Consider the following 17933-nt stretch of genomic DNA (forward strand, 5'->3'; position numbering starts at 1 on the left):
GGTGATGAATTAGCTGAGTATCCAGCGGAAGAGCATGAACAGCGTGGCCGACAACAGGATCGCCGCCGGTAACGTAAGCACCCAGGCCAGCAAAATGCTCTGTACGGTTTTGGCCTGAAGGTTCTTGATCCCCTTGCTAGCCACCATCGACCCAGCAATACCCGACGATAGCGCGTGGGTCGTACTAACGGGCAGTGTGTACCAGGATGCCAGCCCGATTGTTGTGGCGGCGACCAGTTCGGCCGAAGCCCCCTGCGCGTAGGTCAGGTGCGACTTACCGATCTTCTCGCCCACCGTCACCACGATCCGTTTCCAGCCAATCATGGTACCAAAGCCCAGCGATAGGGAAATCATTAGAATGACCCAGAACGGCGCATGGTCGGTAAACTTGCGAATGCCTTTTTCTTCTTTTACCGCCGTTGCTCTCAACTCGTCTTTATCGGCAGCGCTCAGCTTCACATCTTCACTGGCAATCAGTTTTTTGCTATTGCTGCTGATCGTCAACAGCGCCTTCCGAATCAGGAGGGCTTCTTCCTTCTTGTACGTATTGGCCGCTACAACGGGTGCCAGATTAGTGATGCTCGTGTTGATTTTCTGCAACCGCTCCATATCGCTTTTCGACAAATGAGCCGTATCGATGCGAGCTGTAATCTGTTGAACCTTCGCCAGATCGGGCTTCAACTGGGCGATGTCGATACTGGTGTCGAGTGCGAAGAATGTGGGGAGAACGCCAATCAGAATGAGCATGACCAAGCCAATCCCTTTCTGACCATCATTCCGGCCGTGGAAAAAGCTAACCAGCGTACAGGTGAAGATCAGCAACATCCGAATCCAGCCCGGAGGAGTTTCGCCCGGCGTTGGCTCGTCGAAGATCTGCTTCCGGATCTGCTTATTCAACGTGCGGCGCAACGTGAACATCAGCACAATAGCAAGACTGAAACCGATCAGAGGCGACAGCAACAGGGCCGAGAATACCTCCTTTACTTTATCCCAGTTCACGGCAGCTACCCCCATTGCGTTGTCGGGCAACAGCGCGTAGCCAAGACCTACGCCAATGATGGCCCCGATCAGGGTGTGTGAACTGGAAGCGGGCAAGCCGAAATACCAGGTGCCGAAGTTCCAGATGATAGCCGAGAACAGCAGGGCCAGCACCATGGCGATGCTGTGATACACGTTCTGATCAATGAGCAGCTCGACGGGCAGCAGGTTGACAATACTCATGCCCACGCCCACGCCCCCGGTGATGACCCCGATGAAGTTGACGATGCCCGACCAGACCACGGCCTGGGTGGGTTGCAGCGAATTGGTGTAGATGACGGTGGCCACGGCATTGGCCGTATCGTGGAAACCGTTGATGAATTCAAAAGCACAGGCCGCCAGTAAACAGAAGACGAGAAGAATAAAAACGCCGGTCTCTAAGCCGAACATACAGATTGCAAGTTAGTTACGAATTGTACTCACGATTGAGTGGTGCAAAATTGAGTACATTAGAAATCAGAATGGCTAAATCAATATTAACAGATTGTTATGTTGTTAACATTAGGGTAATATTCAGATAATACCCACAAAAAAGTCCCTCACGATCCTTGCAGACAGGATCGTGAGGGACTACGATTATTCCTGGACTTTTCTAACCCAGTATCCAGCGGAAAAGCATAAACAGGGTAGCCGAAAGGAGAACGGCAACGGGTAGGGTCAGTACCCAGGCGAGCGCAATGCTCTGCACGGTTTTGGCCTGAAGGTTCTTGATCCCCTTACTGGCTACCATCGCCCCGGCAATACCCGACGACAAGGCATGGGTAGTGCTCACTGGCGCTTTGAAGTTTGGAATCAGGCCCGAGGCCAGGCCAATCGTGGCAGCAGCAACCAGTTCGGCCGAGGCTCCCTGTGCGTAGGTCAGATGCGACTTGCCGATCTTCTCGCCCACCGTCACCACGATCCGTTTCCAGCCAATCATGGTACCAAAACCTAGCGACAGCGAGATCATCAGAATGACCCAAAACGGCGCATGGTCGGTGAACCGACGTAAGCCTATTTCTTCAACAGTAGCTGATTTTGCCAGCACCGAACGGTCTTCAACGCTTAGTTTCACGGCGTCACTATCCATCAGTTTGCGGGTACTGCTACTAATAGTCAGGAGGGCTTTCCGGATCTGAATAGCGTCTTTTTGCGCGTAAGCCCCCGATGTAATGGCCGGTTGCAAACTGGCCAGATTGTCATTGATGGTTTGAATCCGCGCCAGATCAGTAGCAGACAGCTGGCTCTTATCGATCATGCTCACCTTCTGTTGAACAACCGCCAGATCAGGAGCCAGCTCTTTGATATCCAGCCGGGTATCGATAGCGAAATATGTTGGCAGGATACCGATCAGGATAAGCATGACCAGACCGATGCCTTTCTGACCGTCGTTACGGCCGTGGAAAAAACTAACCAGCGTACAGGTGATAATCAGCAACACACGTACCCAGAACGGCGGATGCTGACCGGGATGCGGCTCGTCGAACAGTTGCTTACGAAGATCTTTGCTCAGCGTGCGCCGCAACACAAACATCAGGATAATGGCCAGGCTAAAACCGATCAGGGGCGACAGCAACAGGGCCGCAAACACCTCTTTCGCCTTGTCCCAGTTTACGGCCGCGACACCTATTGTGTTCTCAGGTAACAGCGCATAGCCCAACCCCACACCCAGAATAGCCCCGATCAGGGTGTGTGAACTGGAAGCGGGCAAGCCGAAATACCAGGTGCCGAAGTTCCAGATGATAGCCGAGAACAGCAGGGCCAGCACCATGGCAATGCTGTGATACACGTTCTGATCAATGAGCAGCTCGACGGGCAGCAGGTTGACAATACTCATGCCCACGCCCACGCCCCCGGTGATAACCCCGATGAAGTTGACGATGCCCGACCAGACCACGGCCTGGGTGGGTTGCAGCGAATTGGTGTAGATGACGGTGGCCACGGCATTGGCCGTATCGTGGAAACCGTTGATAAATTCGAAAGCACAGGCCGCTAACAGGCACAGGGCCAGAAGAACGAAAATGCCGGTCTCTAAGCCGAACATACAGATAGTGAGTTAGTTACACTTAATCTATTACGAGTAAGCTGTTACAAAGTTGACCATTGTTTGAAGGAGTTCGGCTATCATTCCGTTAAGAAATTGTTAACCAAAACACAAAGCCCCCGCCTGTTCAGCGAGGGCTTATGCGTATAAGTACTTACTCTCGGGTAATGGATTCAGCCTGAAAAGTTTCTGGCATTTTGCTTCACTAGTGCTTTACCAGTTTAGTCGTTCGAACATGCTGAGTTAAGCAGCGCTTTGTCATGTAGTTGAACAATTGACCTTGAAACATTATGCTCACTCCACTCACCAGCAAGCGATCGAATCCTCCCCTACATTAAGCGTTGCCTTCTTCGTCGGATAACTGATCCACTTCCGCCTGCATCTTTGCCTCGTCTACATTGTCAAGATCGTTATACAGATCGGCAGGGAGGTCGCTGTCGTAACTTGCTTTTTCCGACACCATATCGGTCATGTCGGTCGCTACGGCGTTATCTGTGTACAGGATCGTGTCAGAGGCCTCTTCGTTGCCTGGATTCATGTTATCGGGCTGGCCATCGATGCCCAGATCAGCGTAAATGGCTGATTCACTGTTGACATCGTTACCGGGCATATCGCCACTTTGTTGATCAGGAATGTTCAGATCCAGATCGTCGTCTTCGTTGTTCATAGTCGTCAAGTGTTTAGCGAACTAACACCACCCGACTGACTTTTGTTGGTTTATCCTCGGCAGTGAGCCGGAGCAGATACACGCCAGCCGGCAACGTACCCAGATCAAGTAACGCATCGCTATTGCCGCCAACAAGTTGCGGCACAGTCACGCGCCGACCATCCAGACTCAGCACGTCGATCCGCCCGGCGTAGGGCGCACGAACCGTCACGTACCGCTCCGTCGGGTTCGGGAAAGCCCATGCTTTTTCGGTTTCCTCAACAGCCAGCACGGTCACTTTTTCCGATGTATTCCGAACGTACCGCAACCCGCCCGAGGCCGTGCCGATAACCAGATCGGGCAGGCCGTCACCGTCGAGATCACCCGCCGCTACAGCCAGGCCAATGCCGGGATAACCCAACGTACCCAGCGTGTCGAGCAACGTACCCCGCTGGGTTGGTTGCGCCGCCGGGCGGTATAGTCTGAACTTGCCGGCTCGCGTGGCTACCAGCAGTTCGGGCTGTTTGTCGGCATTGACGTCGAGCATGGTTAACGAAGGGTTTCGAGCCAGCAGATCAACGCCGAATCCACCATATGAATCGGTTTGAAGCTGGAAAGCCGGTGCCGCCAACGTACCTGAATTGCGCAGGTACGTTATATTCCCCGCCGAGCCGCCAACCAGCAGATCAAGCTTCCCGTCGGCATCAATATCCGTGAACGTAATGGCCTCGCTGCTCGAATAACCAACCGAACCGGGTAACGTAAGCAACTTTACTGACAAGCGGTTAAACTGCACTGCCGCATTCTTCACCGCCGCATTAGGCCACCACTGAATGATGGACCCTGTAATACCGCTTCCCGTCAGCACCAGATCGAGCGAGCCATTGCCGTCAAGGTCAGCGAACGTAGGGCGCAGGTTAGTTAGCGAATCACTTTGCATGAGACCCAGGTAATCGGTCGTCAGAAGCGTAAACGCCGGACTGGTAGCCGTGCCCCGGTTTTCGAACTGCCACAGGCTGGCCCGGAAGCCCTTCGCGCCTACATTTCCGCTATGACCTACGAGCAAATCCAGATCGCCATCGCCATCCAGATCAGCCAGCGCCGGGGCTGCATTCTCGCCCAGGTCGATCATATCAGCCTGTAGGAAATCGGGCTTGACGTATTGAAAATCAGGTTTTGCGGCCGTACCTACGTTTCGGTACAGCAGGTTCGATGCCCGGAAATCGAATACGTTACCATCGTTAGTATATACGCTCGGCGAGGCCAGCAAGTCGGTGCGCCCGTCGCCATCGACATCTTCAAAAAACGTAGCGGCAAATGCGGGAAACTGAATCGAATTTTTTGCCGGAAAATTGGCGTCGAATTTGTAAAAATCAGCCTTGGCCGAGTTGCTCGTCCGGTTATAAAGTACCGCCACATTCGGGCAGCTAACGTACCCAAACAGCAGTTCCTTCAGTCCATCGCCGTCGGTATCGAACATGGAAATGGCGTTGCCCGTATGCAACGGCCGCGCATTGGGTAATCCCTGCCGACCGCCAGCGGCATCACAGTTGATACCGAACTGAAAATCATTGCAGAACTCTTTTTGAAAGTTACCCCAGCAGGTACCCATACGCTTGAAATCCAGTCCAGCGGGAGCTACGGTACTGGTGCGTTCCTTACTCATGTTCTGATAATACACGGCCAGGTTGCCGCCCACGTCGAATGCTATTACGTCTACATCGCCATCGCCGTCATAATCCTGAATAACGGGGGTATCCAGCCCGGCCACGTAGAGGTTTGTTCGGGCCGATAATCCTTCCTGATAGATCGGGGAAGCAATCAGTTGCCAGGTTAACGTACCCGCCGTGGTCGACGTGTTGCGCCATACCTGCGCGCCCGACGGAGCCGACGCAAACAGGTCTTTCCTGCCATCGCCGTCGTAATCGATCAGCACCATCCAGTTAATGAAAATGGGAAACTGCTTTTCATATTGCGGGGCATATTGCCAGACGAATGCACCCGTGGCATCGGTAGCCGCCAGAAATGTGCTGATTTTGTCGGTGGTGCGGTCAAACACGACCAGATCGGGCCGGGCGTCGGCGTTAAGGGCAATCGTATTGAACTGGCAGGTATTCAGTCCACCAGCCCAGGCATTGGGCAGCGCTCGACCCGATACCGTTACTGAGGCGCGTTGATCGTACTCGAACGAAATACGCTGAGCCATCACACCTGTGGGTGATCCCCCTACTGCCAGTAAGCACAGAACCGTCGTAAACCAGTTTTTCATCTTACTTTTGAACGAAATCAGGGGCCACTTATGACATCAACAACCCTCCTCTACGATAAATTTCTGACTTGCAGCGGCGTATCTACCGATACACGCCAAATTACGCCCAATTGCCTCTTCGTGGCCCTGCGCGGCGACACCTTCAACGCCAATGAGTTTGCCCTGCAGGCCCTGGCAACCGGAGCCAGCTACGCCCTTGTCGATGACCCCGCCGTGGCTGCTGCCGATGACCGCTGCCTGCTGGTCGCCGATACGCTGACCGCGCTTCAGAACCTGGCCCGGCACCACCGTCAGCAGTTCACCTGCCCGGTTATTGGCCTGACGGGGAGCAACGGCAAAACCACGACCAAAGAACTAATTGCCGCCGTATTGAGCCGCCGGTACGTTACTGAGGCCACTAAAGGTAACCTGAACAACCACATCGGCGTGCCGCTGACGCTGTTGCGCATCAACTCGGCTACCTGCCAGATGGCGGTGGTAGAAATGGGCGCAAACCATCAGCAGGAAATTGCCATGCTCTGCCGGATTTGCGAGCCTACCCACGGCCTGCTGACCAACGTAGGCAAAGCGCACCTCGAAGGTTTCGGCGGGCTGGCGGGCGTACGGAAAGGTAAAGGCGAGCTACTCGATTACCTGGCCGAAACGGGTGGCACGTTCTTCGTGAATGCGCAGAATGAAACGCTGGTATCGATGCACGCCGAACGTACGCTGGCCAACACCGTTTTTTACCTGACCAACAACCAGCCTGAGTTGCTGCTCGAAGCCCCCGTTGCCGTATACCGATCGGCCAACGGCGATACCATCCAGACGCATCTGCCGGGCCGGTACAATTTTGAGAATATGGCCGCTGCACTCGCTATCGGCGCTTATTTCGACGTACCTGAAACGGAGGCCAACGAGGCTGTGGCGGCGTATAATCCAACCAACAACCGGTCGCAGGTGATGGTGAAGGGGACCAATACCATTCTGCTCGACGCCTACAACGCCAACCCCAGTTCGATGGCTGCTGCCATAAAGCAGTTTGGGCAACGTCATTCCGGCGACGGCCCCGCGCCACGAAAAGCCGTGCTGCTGGGTGATATGTACGAACTGGGCGACGAAAGCCCCGCCGAACATGCCGCGCTGGGTACGTTGGTGGCCGAACAGCATTTCGATCTGGTCATTCTGGCGGGGAAAGACATGAAGTACGCTTTACCAGCTTTACCTAAAGCGTATTATTTCCCTGACAAGTTTTCGCTCCACAACTGGATTGCCGACAATCCGCTGACCAACACCAACATCCTGATCAAAGGATCGCGTGGCATGGGTCTGGAGAGTGTGGTGCAGTTCATTTAAACGTTTTCCAGTCTGGCTAGTCTTACTATCAAACAAATTCCATTCAACCATGAAAAATACACTCTTTTCGCTGGCGGTCTTGCTGACGATGCTGACCCTACCGGCACTGGCACAAACAAATTACGACGCCGAAATTGCCACGATGGAAGCGCAGGACAAGACCCCGCCAGCCAATGGTATTCTGTTCGTAGGTAGCTCGTCTATCCGCTACTGGGACGGCTTAAAAGAAGCGTTTCCGGGCAAACCTATTATTCAGCGCGGTTTTGGCGGCTCCACCATGAGCGACCTGATTCGCTACATACCCAAGCTGGTGTTACCGTATAGCCCCAAGCAGATTGTGGTATACGAAGGCGATAACGACATTGGCCAGCAGAACAGATCGGCTAAAGACGTATACAGCCAGTTTCTGACCTTCTTTATGCTGACGCGGAAACAATTGCCCAACGCCAACATCACCTACATTGCGATAAAGCCCAGCCCGGCGCGACGAAAATCTATGCCCGCTTCGGCTGAAGCCAATCAGATGATCAAACAGTACCTGGCCGGTCAGCGGAATACGGCTTTCGCGGATGTGTACACGCCTATGCTCGGTGCCAACGGGCAGCCCCGTCCCGAGTTATTCAAAGCCGACAGCCTGCACATGACCCCGCAGGGTTACGAGGTCTGGAAAGGCGTGATCGGCCCCTTGCTGAAATAGCGGGATTGCTCTGCTCATAATCGGTTTAACTGATGTTTAACTGCAGCTTCACGGCCCTTTAACCAGCACCGGATAGCTTTACCCTGCGCGCTCACCATAGCTGACCCGTGTGGGTACGTTCTTAGTTGAACGACGCATAAACCAACATAACGAAACGATTATGAAACAGGCATTTGTAGTGGCGATAGCGCTAACGCTATCTGTGTTTGGCGCCGCCAGCGCACAAGACAATAAAGCGGCGAAGAAAATGGTAACGGCTGAGAAGAAAGCCGAAGTGGCCGCCGACAAAGAGGCGCTTAAATCATTGAAAGCCGACCGCAAGGCCGACAAGATGAATGGTGACAAAGAAGCGTTGAAAGCTGACCGCAAGAAGACGTACCAGGCCGATAAGAAAATGGTGAAAGACCAGGTTAAAAAAGACGCGGCAGTTGTGAAAGAGAAACTGTAGTGTACTAACTTTTGGGTTTACACTAAACCTGATAAATTGCTCGCTTTCGACGTGAGCAGTTTGTCAGGTTTTTTTGTTGTACCCAAACTGAATGAGGCCAGCATCCCGTTTTTCCACCATGTGCAGCCGCCGATCCAACCCATGAGTAAACAGTTTTTATACAATCAGTGCCTCGCTTACGTACAGCAGCGCATCGACACCGCTACGGAGGCCATGCGTGCCGCTCAGGAGTCGGCCAATTCAGAGTCGAAGAGTTCGGCGGGCGATAAATACGAAACCGGCCGGGCCATGGCACAGCTTGAACGCGACCGCCACGCCCAGTTGCTGGCCGACGCGCAGCGAACACTCCAGGAACTCCAGCATATTGATTTAGCCCCAGCAACCGTAGTTCGGGCGGGAAGCCTCGTAAAAACAACGCGGGGAACCTTCTTCATCAGCATCAGCGCCGGGCGTATTTCGCTGGATGGCGCTGACTACATAGCCGTTTCGGCGGCCTCGCCTATCGGTACGGCCCTTCGCGGCAAGCGCGTAGGCGACACGGCGATCTTCAACAACGTCAGATACCTTATCGAAGCAATCGACTAACCCATCCAGATACCCATAAAAAAAGTATATCTAGAAGTTGTAGGTATACTTTTTTTATGCACTTTTGGGCCATGAATGACAAAGCGAATCAACCGTTATTGAAGGGAAGCCTGTCGGTAATTATCCTGAAACTGCTTGAAAACCGCGAGCGGATGTACGGCTACGAAATCACGCAGCAGGTAAAAGCCCTCACGGCGGGCGGCGTAGCCATTACCGAAGGTGCGCTGTACCCCGCGCTACACAAACTCGAAGCGGAGGGACTGCTTACGACTGAAACTGAAGTGGTCGACGGACGGGCGCGGAAATACTATTCGCTGACGAAGACCGGCAAAACCGAAGCTGTCAACCGAGTCGATGAGTTGATGGCGTTTATGCAAAACCTGCAAACGATCCTGGCTCCCGCTTTTCCAGCGCCTAAACCTGCCTTCTAACGATGCTCACGCCTGCCCAACTCACCCTTATCGACAAGCACCTGCGCAGCGATAACTGGTTGCTCAACAACGATCTGATCGCTGAATTAACGGATCACTACGCTGATGCCATTTCAGATAAGTTGGCCCAAAACGTACCATTTGAGGTAGCACTACAGGATGTGCACCGCTCATTTGGTGGGCGAAAGGGACTGCTGAACATGGAGGAGAATTATCAGAAAACGCAGGCGCAAACCAATTCGCGTGTGTACCGTGATGCGTTTAAAAAAGCGTTCCAGCTACCCGGTTTTGGCTACACCCTGCTGGTTTGGGCGATTTGCTACGGCATCGTTCGCACGTTCCCGTTCGCCGCTATTTCGGATAAACTGGACATCCTCAGCGATTTTGCCTTTTTCGGCATCCTCTGTTTGTTTACAGGAGTTTTTATTTATGCCTTTATAGCCATGTATCGGCACATACAAGCAGGTACATTCTCATTACAGGCGACCTCAGCCCCAACGTTTCTGATGGTTCAATCGACCATTTGGATATTACAACTTTCTACTTGGCTACCCATACGCCATTTTGCAGAAACACAACCCATTTTGTGCGCGCTAGCCATGACGCTGGTGATCATTCACGAATGGGCGGGTATGCACATGCTGGCGTTCGTATATCGCAAGCGGCTGGCGTAACGCGATCAGCGCCTGGTACGCAACTGTTCAACCTCCGACTCGGCCAAGCCCGTTAATGCTGAAATAAGCGAGTTATCAAGCCCTCGACGAATAGCATTAAGAGCTATTTCGCGATTGGCTTTTGCCTGACCTTCAGCCAGTCCCTCAGCCAGTCCTTCAGCCAGTCCTTCAGCTTTTCCCTCGGCTTTTCCTTCAGCTTTCCCCTCAAGGTAGCCTTCTTCAGTCGCGGTATCGGTTACGTTTTTCAGGTCCCGGTAATGTTTTAGACTGTCCTGATATGCCCAACGGTCAGTTTCGTTAAACTGCGCTAATTCTGCCACCTGAAAGAGTTTGGTAAAAATCCGTTCCTGCAATCGCTCGGGTACACGCTCCAACCGAGCTAGGTTTTTGAGCACATACAACCACTTCTCATATCGCGTTTCCAACTCATCGATTGACTTGCTGAACTTGGGCATTTCCAAATAAATGAACCGCAACTTCGGAAAGAAAATCCGGTGGGTTTCAATATCCATAAGTTGAATATCATGCCGCAGTTTGTTCCTTTCGGCCGGATCTTCATCGAAGATAAAGTCCATCACGGCCACAGTATATACGCCCGTTTGCCTAAAATCCCAGTCGCCGGTTTGTGCCTGTTCCTGAATAGGAAACGTAGCGTAATAAATGCTTCTGTCTTTGAAATATTTCTGCCTCGCTTTCTGAATTTCAACGATGAACCGCTCGCCCGTGTCTGTCTGACAATACAGATCGAAGACAGCTTTACGGTCGACGGGCGAAACCCCTAACTGCTCATTTTTCAGAAACGTCAGGTCCGTAATTCGGCCACGATCGGGCAGCAATTCATTCAAAAAATCCATGAGGAGGTCTTTATTTGCTTCCTCCCCAAAGATTTTCTTGAAACCGAAATCGGTAAACGGGTTGATATATTTTTCCTGCATGGCTTTAGTGAATCAAAAGCATAGTTAATATACAACCAGTTCATTAGCAATGCACTACGCCTACGCTACCGTTGTTTTGATCTTCAACTCGTCGAGTTGCTTATCGGAGATAATGGATGGGGAATCGATCATGACGTCGCGGCCGGCGTTGTTCTTTGGAAAAGCGATAAAGTCGCGGATGCTGTCGACGCCACCGAAGAGCGAGCAAAGGCGGTCGAAACCGAAGGCGATACCACCGTGTGGTGGCGCACCAAACTCGAACGCATCCATCAGGAAGCCGAACTGATTTTTTGCCTCCTCGTCAGAAAAACCGAGCAGGCTGAACATACGTGCCTGCAGCTCCCGGTTGAAAATCCGGATAGAGCCCCCTCCTACTTCCGTCCCGTTGATAACAAGGTCATAGGCGTTGGCCCGCACGGCACCCGGATCGGTATCGAGCAGCGGAATATCTTCGGGTTTTGGCGAGGTAAACGGGTGGTGCATGGCGAACCAGCGCGCTTCTTCTTCACCATATTCGAGCAGCGGGAAGTCGAGCACCCACAGCACTTTGTAATCGTCGGGATTGCGCAGGCCCAGACGGGTACCCATTTCCAGACGAAGCTCGTTCATCTGTTTACGCGCCTTGTTGGCTTCGCCCGCCATAATCAAGAGCAGATCACCCGGCTTCGCGTTAAACGTCGTTGCCCAGGCTTTGCGCTCGTCGTCGGAATAGAATTTATCGACAGACGATTTCACGCTCCCATCTTCAGCCACGCGGGCATAAATCAAACCTTTGGCACCAATCTGCGGGCGTTTCACCCATTCGGTCAGTTCATCGAGCTGCTTCCGCGTGAACATAGCCGCACCGGTAGCACAGATACCTACAACCAGCTCGGCGCTATCAAACACGGGGAAGCCTTTACCCTGAACCTGCTCGGTCAGTTCCACAAACTGCATGTCGAACCGGATATCAGGTTTATCAGAACCGTACAGGCGCATGGCGTCGGCGTAGGTCATCCGGGGCACTTCGGCCAGATCGATGTTCTTCACCGTCTTGAACAGATGACGCGTCAAGCCTTCGAACATGTTCAGGATGTCTTCCTGCTCCACAAACGACATTTCGCAGTCGATCTGCGTGAATTCGGGCTGCCGGTCGGCGCGCAGGTCTTCATCGCGGAAACACTTCACGATCTGGTAGTACCGGTCGAAACCAGACACCATCAGCAGTTGCTTGAATGTCTGCGGCGACTGGGGCAGCGCGTAGAACTCACCCGGATTCATGCGGCTTGGCACTACAAAATCGCGGGCACCTTCGGGCGTCGATTTGATCAGCACCGGCGTTTCCACCTCAATAAAGTCCTGGCCGTCCATGTACTCGCGGGTCCGGCGGGCTACCTGATGGCGTAGTTCAAGATTGCGGCGAACGGGGTTACGGCGCAGATCCAGGTACCGGTAGCGCAGGCGCAGGTCGTCGCCGCCATCGGTGTCATCTTCAATCAGGAACGGGGGCAATTTGGCCGGGTTCAGCACAACCAGCGCCGTAGGACGTACCTCGATATCGCCAGTCGAAATGTTCGGGTTTTTCGACTGCCGTTCGGTTACCGTGCCCGTTGCCTGAATGACAAACTCGCGACCCAGTGTACGCGCCGTCTTGAAGAGATCAGCCTGCGTAACGCCTTCTTCCAGAATTACCTGCGTAATACCATAGCGATCGCGCAGATCGATCCAAAGCACGCCGCCTTTATCACGAATGGTTTGTACCCAGCCACTCAGGCTGACCGTTTTATTTATATCCGACGAACGCAGTTCGCCACAGGTATGTGTTCTTAACATAGGAAGAGTTAAGAGTTGGGAGTTAAGCGTTAAGAATTAAGCGTAGTTCGCCACTCTTGATTCTTAACGCTTAACTCCCAACTCCCTATTTGGGCGCAAAAATAGACAGATTCGGAAGGTTCTACAACCTGACTTATCGGTCGTTGTCATTATCGGTGCCAGTACGCGAGCCAAAGCCCATTGCCAGTCCGAAATAGACATCGACACCACGGGGAGCGATACCATTTTTGCTGGTTCCCAACAAGCCGAACACGTTATCGGATCCTGCCCAGACAGGGCCAGCCCGAAACGACACGCCTACCTGCGCCGCTCCGTTCACGTACGAAACTGGCAATGAGACACCCGCCCAACGGCTATTGAAACGAGGCACAAGGGCCAGCACTGAGGGCTGGTGCATGGCAACGGCACTCGTTCCGCGCAAATCCTGCCAGTAGGCTATCTGCAGACCCAATCCGCCTGGCCGTTCGTAATCGACATTCAGATTCAGCGAGGTGGGCAGGCCACTTGTAAACGACCCGATGTTGTTGGCCGGGTCAACCTTCAGTTTCTGGCGAATGACATTGATGATCTGTTCACTGTTCCGTACTTCATTGAAGTCTTCGCTGACGAACCGCAGGTTTTGCTGGTTGATCTTGTAGGCATCGCCGGTGTAGTTGATTGAGCCAATATCGGTGATGGCAGCACCGGCTTTCAGCGTAGCACCATAGGGGTCAGGCTGCATCCGGTAGGCTATACCCAGGTCGAAGCCAACGCCCCGGCCCGGTGGGTTACCGTTTACCAGCGACCGGAGCGACAGGTTCTGATTCTGTAGGTACGTTGTGTAGCCAAACTCGCCGGCAATCTCTTTCACGTTCATGTATCCCCGGCTCGGGGTTAGGGGATCAGGCAAGATTTCGTAGCTGAGCCCCTGGTTGACAAAGTAACCTGACGTGAAACCAACCAGGTATTTGGCCGTTACGCCGATCATCAGACTACTGCCATCTTCATCGTATACCGTGTGCCCCAGGCTGGCGGCTACTTCTGCATAGGTATTGGTATTCGTGCTGAAAGCGTTGTTTCGACTGGGAATACTGTATAATACATCACTGTTCAGGCTGGCCCGAACCGCCGACAGTAACTGTTCTGATGCGCCCCATACCTGCCCGCTAGCCCGCAACCGCGACGATAAGCCAATGACAGTACGTTCGCCAACGGCAACTTGCAACGCCGGCCCCCTGAACTCGCCCCAGACGGTTCCATTTTTAGGCTGCCCATCCAGAATCTCTTCTGTGTAGCTGGTCTCAAACCTGACACCACCATTGGCTTGACGGTATTGGTTAGGCACCTGTCCGGTCACAAGCCGTAACAACGAGAAAGGAGCCTGATACCGTACGAAATTGTTATTGGCGTGAATATTTACGGCACCAAGACTAAGGTAAAACCGATGCGGTGAATCGGCCAGCCAAGCCGGATTCTGGTAGGCCCGATGAATCCCGCCGTTGGGGCTGGTTGTCAGGCCCAGCAGATTCTGAGCGAATGTCGTGATGGGAAGCAAACTCAGAACGCTCAGCCATACACGAGACAGTGTAGTATGAATAGTCAATGGTGGTGTTGTTAAACAGGCCGCAAAAATGCGTCGATAAAGCCGTATGCCTATATGTGGGTACAAAAAAAACGCCAACGCTACGAAAAAGCGTTGGCGACCCCTGTCTTTTCTGACTCAACGGATAACGAATAAAGCTTAACGTTACAGGTTTGCCGGTTCAGGTACGTTAACTTCTTTCGGAATTGGTAAAATCAACGTATCCGAAACGCTGGCTCCAATCTTAAACGCCCTCCGCTTCAACGGTCTTTACGCCGGGAACCAGTCGGGTCAGCAGGTTTTCAATCCCCGCTTTCAGGGTCAGTGTCGATGAAGGGCAACCACTGCATGAGCCTTGTAGCAACACTTTTACCGTACCAGTCTCTTCATCGAACGCGTGGAAATTGATCGCTCCGCCATCTGACTCTACCGCTGGCCGGACGTATTGGTCCAAGGCGGCTTTTATTTGCTGCACTGTCTCCGAATCAGCCTCAACACGAGTGCTGTTCAAATCGATTGTGCGCTTGACAAAAACAGGTTTATCAGCTTCGAAATAGTCTTTCAGGAAGACTTTGACCTCGAACATGATTTCGCCCCAGTCAACATCTTCGTCTTTTGTCAGGGTAACGAAATTTCCCGCAATGAATACCCGACGTACCTCGTCGATACCGAACAGGGCCACAGCCAACGGTGAATTTTTACCTTCTTTCAACGCTTCCGACGGTTCAGCGTAGTCGAACGAAAGGCCATCGGGAACGAGTTCGCGGTTCAGCACGAACTTCATCGAGTTAGGATTGGGGCTTTGCTCCGTATAAATTGACACCGGCGGACGCAGGGCAGCTTGCATATCTGTACGTTTGACGTTTTGGGTTTAACGCACGAAGACTGTTTTCAGTTTGCTGTTTACCGTTTTCAGTTGCTCCGCTAATGGGTAGCGCAACTGAAAACGGTAAACAGCAAACTGAAAACAGTCTTAAAGCACCCTGTACTGAAACGCTTTGTCGTTAAGGGCGCGCATGGTACATAGAATACCATTGAGGTGGTCGTATTCATGCTGAATCAGTTCCGACAGGTCATCGGTCATGTGCCATTGCTGCGGCACGAAGTGTTCGTCGAGATAATTGATGGTCAGCGATTTATGCCGACTGACACGCACCAGCAGACTCGGAAAGCTCATGCAATCGTCCCACAGCTCAAACTGCTCATCGCTGAGGTTGGTCAATGTTGGGTTGATGAATACGACTGGTCCGCGGCCAATGGGTTTTTCTATGTTCATGTAGATCAGCCGTTTCATGATACCGAGTTGTGGGGCGGCAATGGCCCGTCCGAAACCGTAGCGGGTACGTACCTCCTGCATTACATTGTGCAGGTCGGTCACCCAACCCGCCACCAACGGCTGCTCATCGGCCCTCACAGGCTCACAAACTTCGTACAGGCGCGGATCACCTAATAGTAACAGGTCGGCTAAGGTTTTCATCAGGGAGTCGTTTTACTGGCTTGAAACCGGAAATTTTGATCGTTGCTTCAGCGCCACATTGACCAGTAGAATTAGCACAGGGACTTCGATCAGTGGCCCAACGACGGCAGCAAAGGCAGCTCCTGAGTTGATACCAAAAACGGCGATAGCCACCGCAATGCCTAACTCAAAATTATTACCCGCCGCCGTGAAAGCTAGCGACGTACTTTTCGGATAATCGGCCCCAGCGCGTTTGGCCAGGTAAAAGGCCATGAAGAACATGACCACGAAATAGATCACGAGTGGCAAGGCAATGCGCAGCACATCGAACGGAATTTGTACAATCAGTTTCCCCTTTAGGCTGAACATCAGCACAATCGTAAACAGCAGCGCCACCAGCGTGATGGGGCTGATAGCGGGCAGAAACGTTTTCTCGTACCAGTCAAGCCCTTTAGCCCGCACCAGCACAAACCGCGACAGCATACCCGCTGCAAACGGTAAGCCCAGGTAAATGGCCACGCTTTCGGCAATTTGCCCAATACCGACATCGACGATGGCACCTTTCAGGCCGATCAAGGGCGGCAGCACCGTGATAAATATGTAGGCGTATATTGAGTAAAAAAGCACCTGAAATACACTGTTAAACGCTACCAGTCCGGCCACGTAATCGCGGTCGCCAAGGGCCAGATCATTCCAAACTATGACCATGGCAATGCAGCGGGCAATACCAATCATAATCAGTCCGGTCATGTAATCAGGCTTATCGGGAAGGAACAAGACTGCCAAACCGAACATGAGTACGGGGCCAATGAGCCAGTTTTGTACCAGCGATAAGATAAGGATTTTGGTGTTCCGGAACACCTCGCCCAGTCGGTCGTAGCGCACTTTGGCCAGCGGTGAGTACATCATCAGCACCAGCCCAATAGCGAGTGGAATGTTGGTAGTGCCACTTTGATACTGGTTCAGCGTCTGCTCGATTTGTGGGAAAATATTACCCAGCACTATACCCATCGCCATTGCGCCAAATATCCAGCCCGTCAGCCACCGGTCGAGAAACGAGAGTTTCGGGCGCGAAGAGGCCGTGGCCAGTAAATTATCAGTTGTCATTAGCCGATATTCTCCCGGATAAACTTCTGTGAAAATGCGTTGATCTGATCACGGATGCGGGCGTAGTTGGCCATTACACTTTCTTCATCGGGGCCAGTCACTTTCGACGGATCTTCGAAATTGTGGTGCAACCGGTTGGTTTTTCCGATCCAGATTGGGCAGCGTTCGGCCGCGCTGTCGCAAACCGTGATCACGTAATCGATTGGCAGATGTGCATATTCGTCAACGTGGTTTGAGGTATGATGACTGATGTCGACACCATCCTCGGCCATCGTTTTCACCGCGCGGGGATTCAACCCATGTGTTTCTACCCCGGCGCTAAGCACTTCGGCCTTATCGCCGGCGAAATGTTGCAGATAGCCATGCGCCATCTGGCTGCGGGTTGAGTTACCCGTGCAGAGTACTAAGATTCGTTTCATGTTTAATAATGCCGGAGCTCCAGCTTTAGTAGTGTAGCTAGTTCAACTACCGAAGTTGGAGCTTCGGCGTTACTGATTTACTCATCACCACCGACGAAGCCGGACACAACTCGCTGAACTGTCGGGTTGTGGCAATGGCCTCAGGTACGTTGTTGCGATCGACCCGCTCAAATCCCAGGCGATCAAAATATCTGTCGGCGGTGGTGGTGATCAGGTAAAGATTCATGATGCCCTTATCAGAAGCCAGCTTTTCGGCAGCAGCAATCAATTGCCGACCAATGTGTTGATGCTGGTAGGCCGGCGCTACTGCTACTGATCGCAGCAATCCGGTCAACTCGATTATATCTACGCCCGCAGTTCCTGCCAGCGTATCGTTATCGAAAGCCAGTATGAACGTACCCAGGTTCTCCGGCAAATCATCTGTCAGCAACTTAGCCTGTGTCAGCAGCTCAGTCAGCGCGGGGCGGTCAGTTGGGGTGGCAAGGCGATAGATCATC

18 protein-coding genes are annotated in these 17933 nt (G+C 52.8%); 6 read left to right on the forward strand and 12 right to left on the reverse strand.

The annotated features are described in order from the left end of the window. Positions 1 to 9: 9 nt before the first annotated feature. The 4 genes from J2I46_RS14715 to J2I46_RS14730 all read right to left on the reverse strand — a co-directional run bounded on the left by J2I46_RS14715 (position 10) and on the right by J2I46_RS14730 (position 5976). Positions 10 to 1428 carry an inorganic phosphate transporter gene (locus J2I46_RS14715; RefSeq protein ID WP_207329806.1) on the reverse strand — a complete coding sequence of 473 codons (1419 nt, stop codon included), beginning with the start codon at positions 1426 to 1428 and terminating at the stop codon, positions 10 to 12. 202 nt (positions 1429 to 1630) lie between these two features. Continuing rightward, positions 1631 to 3061 (reverse strand): inorganic phosphate transporter, encoded by a 1431-nt coding sequence (locus J2I46_RS14720; RefSeq protein ID WP_207329807.1) that lies wholly within the window; start codon positions 3059 to 3061, stop codon positions 1631 to 1633. A 334-nt stretch (positions 3062 to 3395) separates the two neighbouring features. Continuing rightward, positions 3396 to 3728 carry a hypothetical protein gene (locus J2I46_RS14725; protein ID WP_207329808.1) on the reverse strand — a complete coding sequence of 111 codons (333 nt, stop codon included), beginning with the start codon at positions 3726 to 3728 and terminating at the stop codon, positions 3396 to 3398. 13 nt (positions 3729 to 3741) lie between these two features. Further along, positions 3742 to 5976: a T9SS type A sorting domain-containing protein gene (locus J2I46_RS14730; RefSeq protein WP_207329809.1), complete on the reverse strand. Its 2235-nt coding sequence runs from the start codon at positions 5974 to 5976 to the stop codon at positions 3742 to 3744. 30 nt (positions 5977 to 6006) lie between these two features. Between J2I46_RS14730 and J2I46_RS14735 the strand changes: the two genes are divergently transcribed. The 6 genes from J2I46_RS14735 to J2I46_RS14760 all read left to right on the forward strand — a co-directional run bounded on the left by J2I46_RS14735 (position 6007) and on the right by J2I46_RS14760 (position 10146). Further along, positions 6007 to 7311 carry a UDP-N-acetylmuramoyl-tripeptide--D-alanyl-D-alanine ligase gene (locus J2I46_RS14735; RefSeq protein ID WP_207329810.1) on the forward strand — a complete coding sequence of 435 codons (1305 nt, stop codon included), beginning with the start codon at positions 6007 to 6009 and terminating at the stop codon, positions 7309 to 7311. A gap of 49 nt (positions 7312 to 7360) precedes the next feature. Further along, a complete protein-coding gene (locus J2I46_RS14740; protein WP_207329811.1) occupies positions 7361 to 8008 on the forward strand; it encodes a GDSL-type esterase/lipase family protein in 648 nt (215 codons plus the stop codon). A 160-nt stretch (positions 8009 to 8168) separates the two neighbouring features. Beyond that, the gene (locus J2I46_RS14745; protein ID WP_207329812.1) at positions 8169 to 8456 is read left to right on the forward strand and encodes a hypothetical protein; all 288 of its coding nucleotides are present in this window, start codon (positions 8169 to 8171) and stop codon (positions 8454 to 8456) included. 141 nt (positions 8457 to 8597) lie between these two features. Next, positions 8598 to 9041, forward strand: coding sequence for a 3-oxoacyl-ACP synthase (locus tag J2I46_RS14750; protein WP_207329813.1), 444 nt, complete (start codon positions 8598 to 8600; stop codon positions 9039 to 9041). A 56-nt stretch (positions 9042 to 9097) separates the two neighbouring features. Then, positions 9098 to 9472 (forward strand): PadR family transcriptional regulator, encoded by a 375-nt coding sequence (locus tag J2I46_RS14755; RefSeq protein ID WP_229379766.1) that lies wholly within the window; start codon positions 9098 to 9100, stop codon positions 9470 to 9472. 2 nt (positions 9473 to 9474) lie between these two features. After that, positions 9475 to 10146 carry a hypothetical protein gene (locus tag J2I46_RS14760; RefSeq protein ID WP_207329814.1) on the forward strand — a complete coding sequence of 224 codons (672 nt, stop codon included), beginning with the start codon at positions 9475 to 9477 and terminating at the stop codon, positions 10144 to 10146. Positions 10147 to 10151: 5 nt separating this feature from the next. On the opposite strand, the gene J2I46_RS14765 is transcribed toward J2I46_RS14760, so the two are convergent. From J2I46_RS14765 to arsN2, 8 genes are all read right to left on the reverse strand, one after another. Continuing rightward, positions 10152 to 11081 carry an Rpn family recombination-promoting nuclease/putative transposase gene (locus J2I46_RS14765; protein ID WP_207329815.1) on the reverse strand — a complete coding sequence of 310 codons (930 nt, stop codon included), beginning with the start codon at positions 11079 to 11081 and terminating at the stop codon, positions 10152 to 10154. 60 nt (positions 11082 to 11141) lie between these two features. Next, positions 11142 to 12893 (reverse strand): aspartate--tRNA ligase, encoded by a 1752-nt coding sequence (gene aspS / locus J2I46_RS14770; RefSeq protein WP_207329816.1) that lies wholly within the window; start codon positions 12891 to 12893, stop codon positions 11142 to 11144. Positions 12894 to 13026: 133 nt separating this feature from the next. Continuing rightward, positions 13027 to 14475 carry a DUF5723 family protein gene (locus J2I46_RS14775; protein WP_229379767.1) on the reverse strand — a complete coding sequence of 483 codons (1449 nt, stop codon included), beginning with the start codon at positions 14473 to 14475 and terminating at the stop codon, positions 13027 to 13029. 223 nt (positions 14476 to 14698) lie between these two features. Then, positions 14699 to 15301, reverse strand: a complete 603-nt coding sequence (locus tag J2I46_RS14780; protein WP_207329817.1) for a NifU family protein — start codon at positions 15299 to 15301, stop codon at positions 14699 to 14701. Between the two features lie 126 nt (positions 15302 to 15427). Then, positions 15428 to 15931 carry a peptide deformylase gene (locus tag J2I46_RS14785; RefSeq protein WP_207329818.1) on the reverse strand — a complete coding sequence of 168 codons (504 nt, stop codon included), beginning with the start codon at positions 15929 to 15931 and terminating at the stop codon, positions 15428 to 15430. Between the two features lie 12 nt (positions 15932 to 15943). Beyond that, a complete protein-coding gene (gene arsB / locus J2I46_RS14790; protein WP_207329819.1) occupies positions 15944 to 17017 on the reverse strand; it encodes an ACR3 family arsenite efflux transporter in 1074 nt (357 codons plus the stop codon). After that, complete coding sequence (locus J2I46_RS14795; RefSeq protein ID WP_207329820.1) at positions 17017 to 17436, reverse strand: arsenate reductase ArsC; 420 nt, start codon at positions 17434 to 17436, stop codon at positions 17017 to 17019. Before J2I46_RS14795 ends, arsB begins: the two co-directional genes overlap by 1 nt. A 46-nt stretch (positions 17437 to 17482) precedes the next feature. Then, the gene (gene arsN2, locus J2I46_RS14800) at positions 17483 to 17932 is read right to left on the reverse strand and encodes an arsenic resistance N-acetyltransferase ArsN2 (protein ID WP_207329821.1); all 450 of its coding nucleotides are present in this window, start codon (positions 17930 to 17932) and stop codon (positions 17483 to 17485) included. Position 17933: the final 1 nt, after the last annotated feature.

The organism is Fibrella forsythiae, assembly GCF_017353175.1.
Classification (GTDB): domain Bacteria; phylum Bacteroidota; class Bacteroidia; order Cytophagales; family Spirosomataceae; genus Fibrella; species Fibrella forsythiae.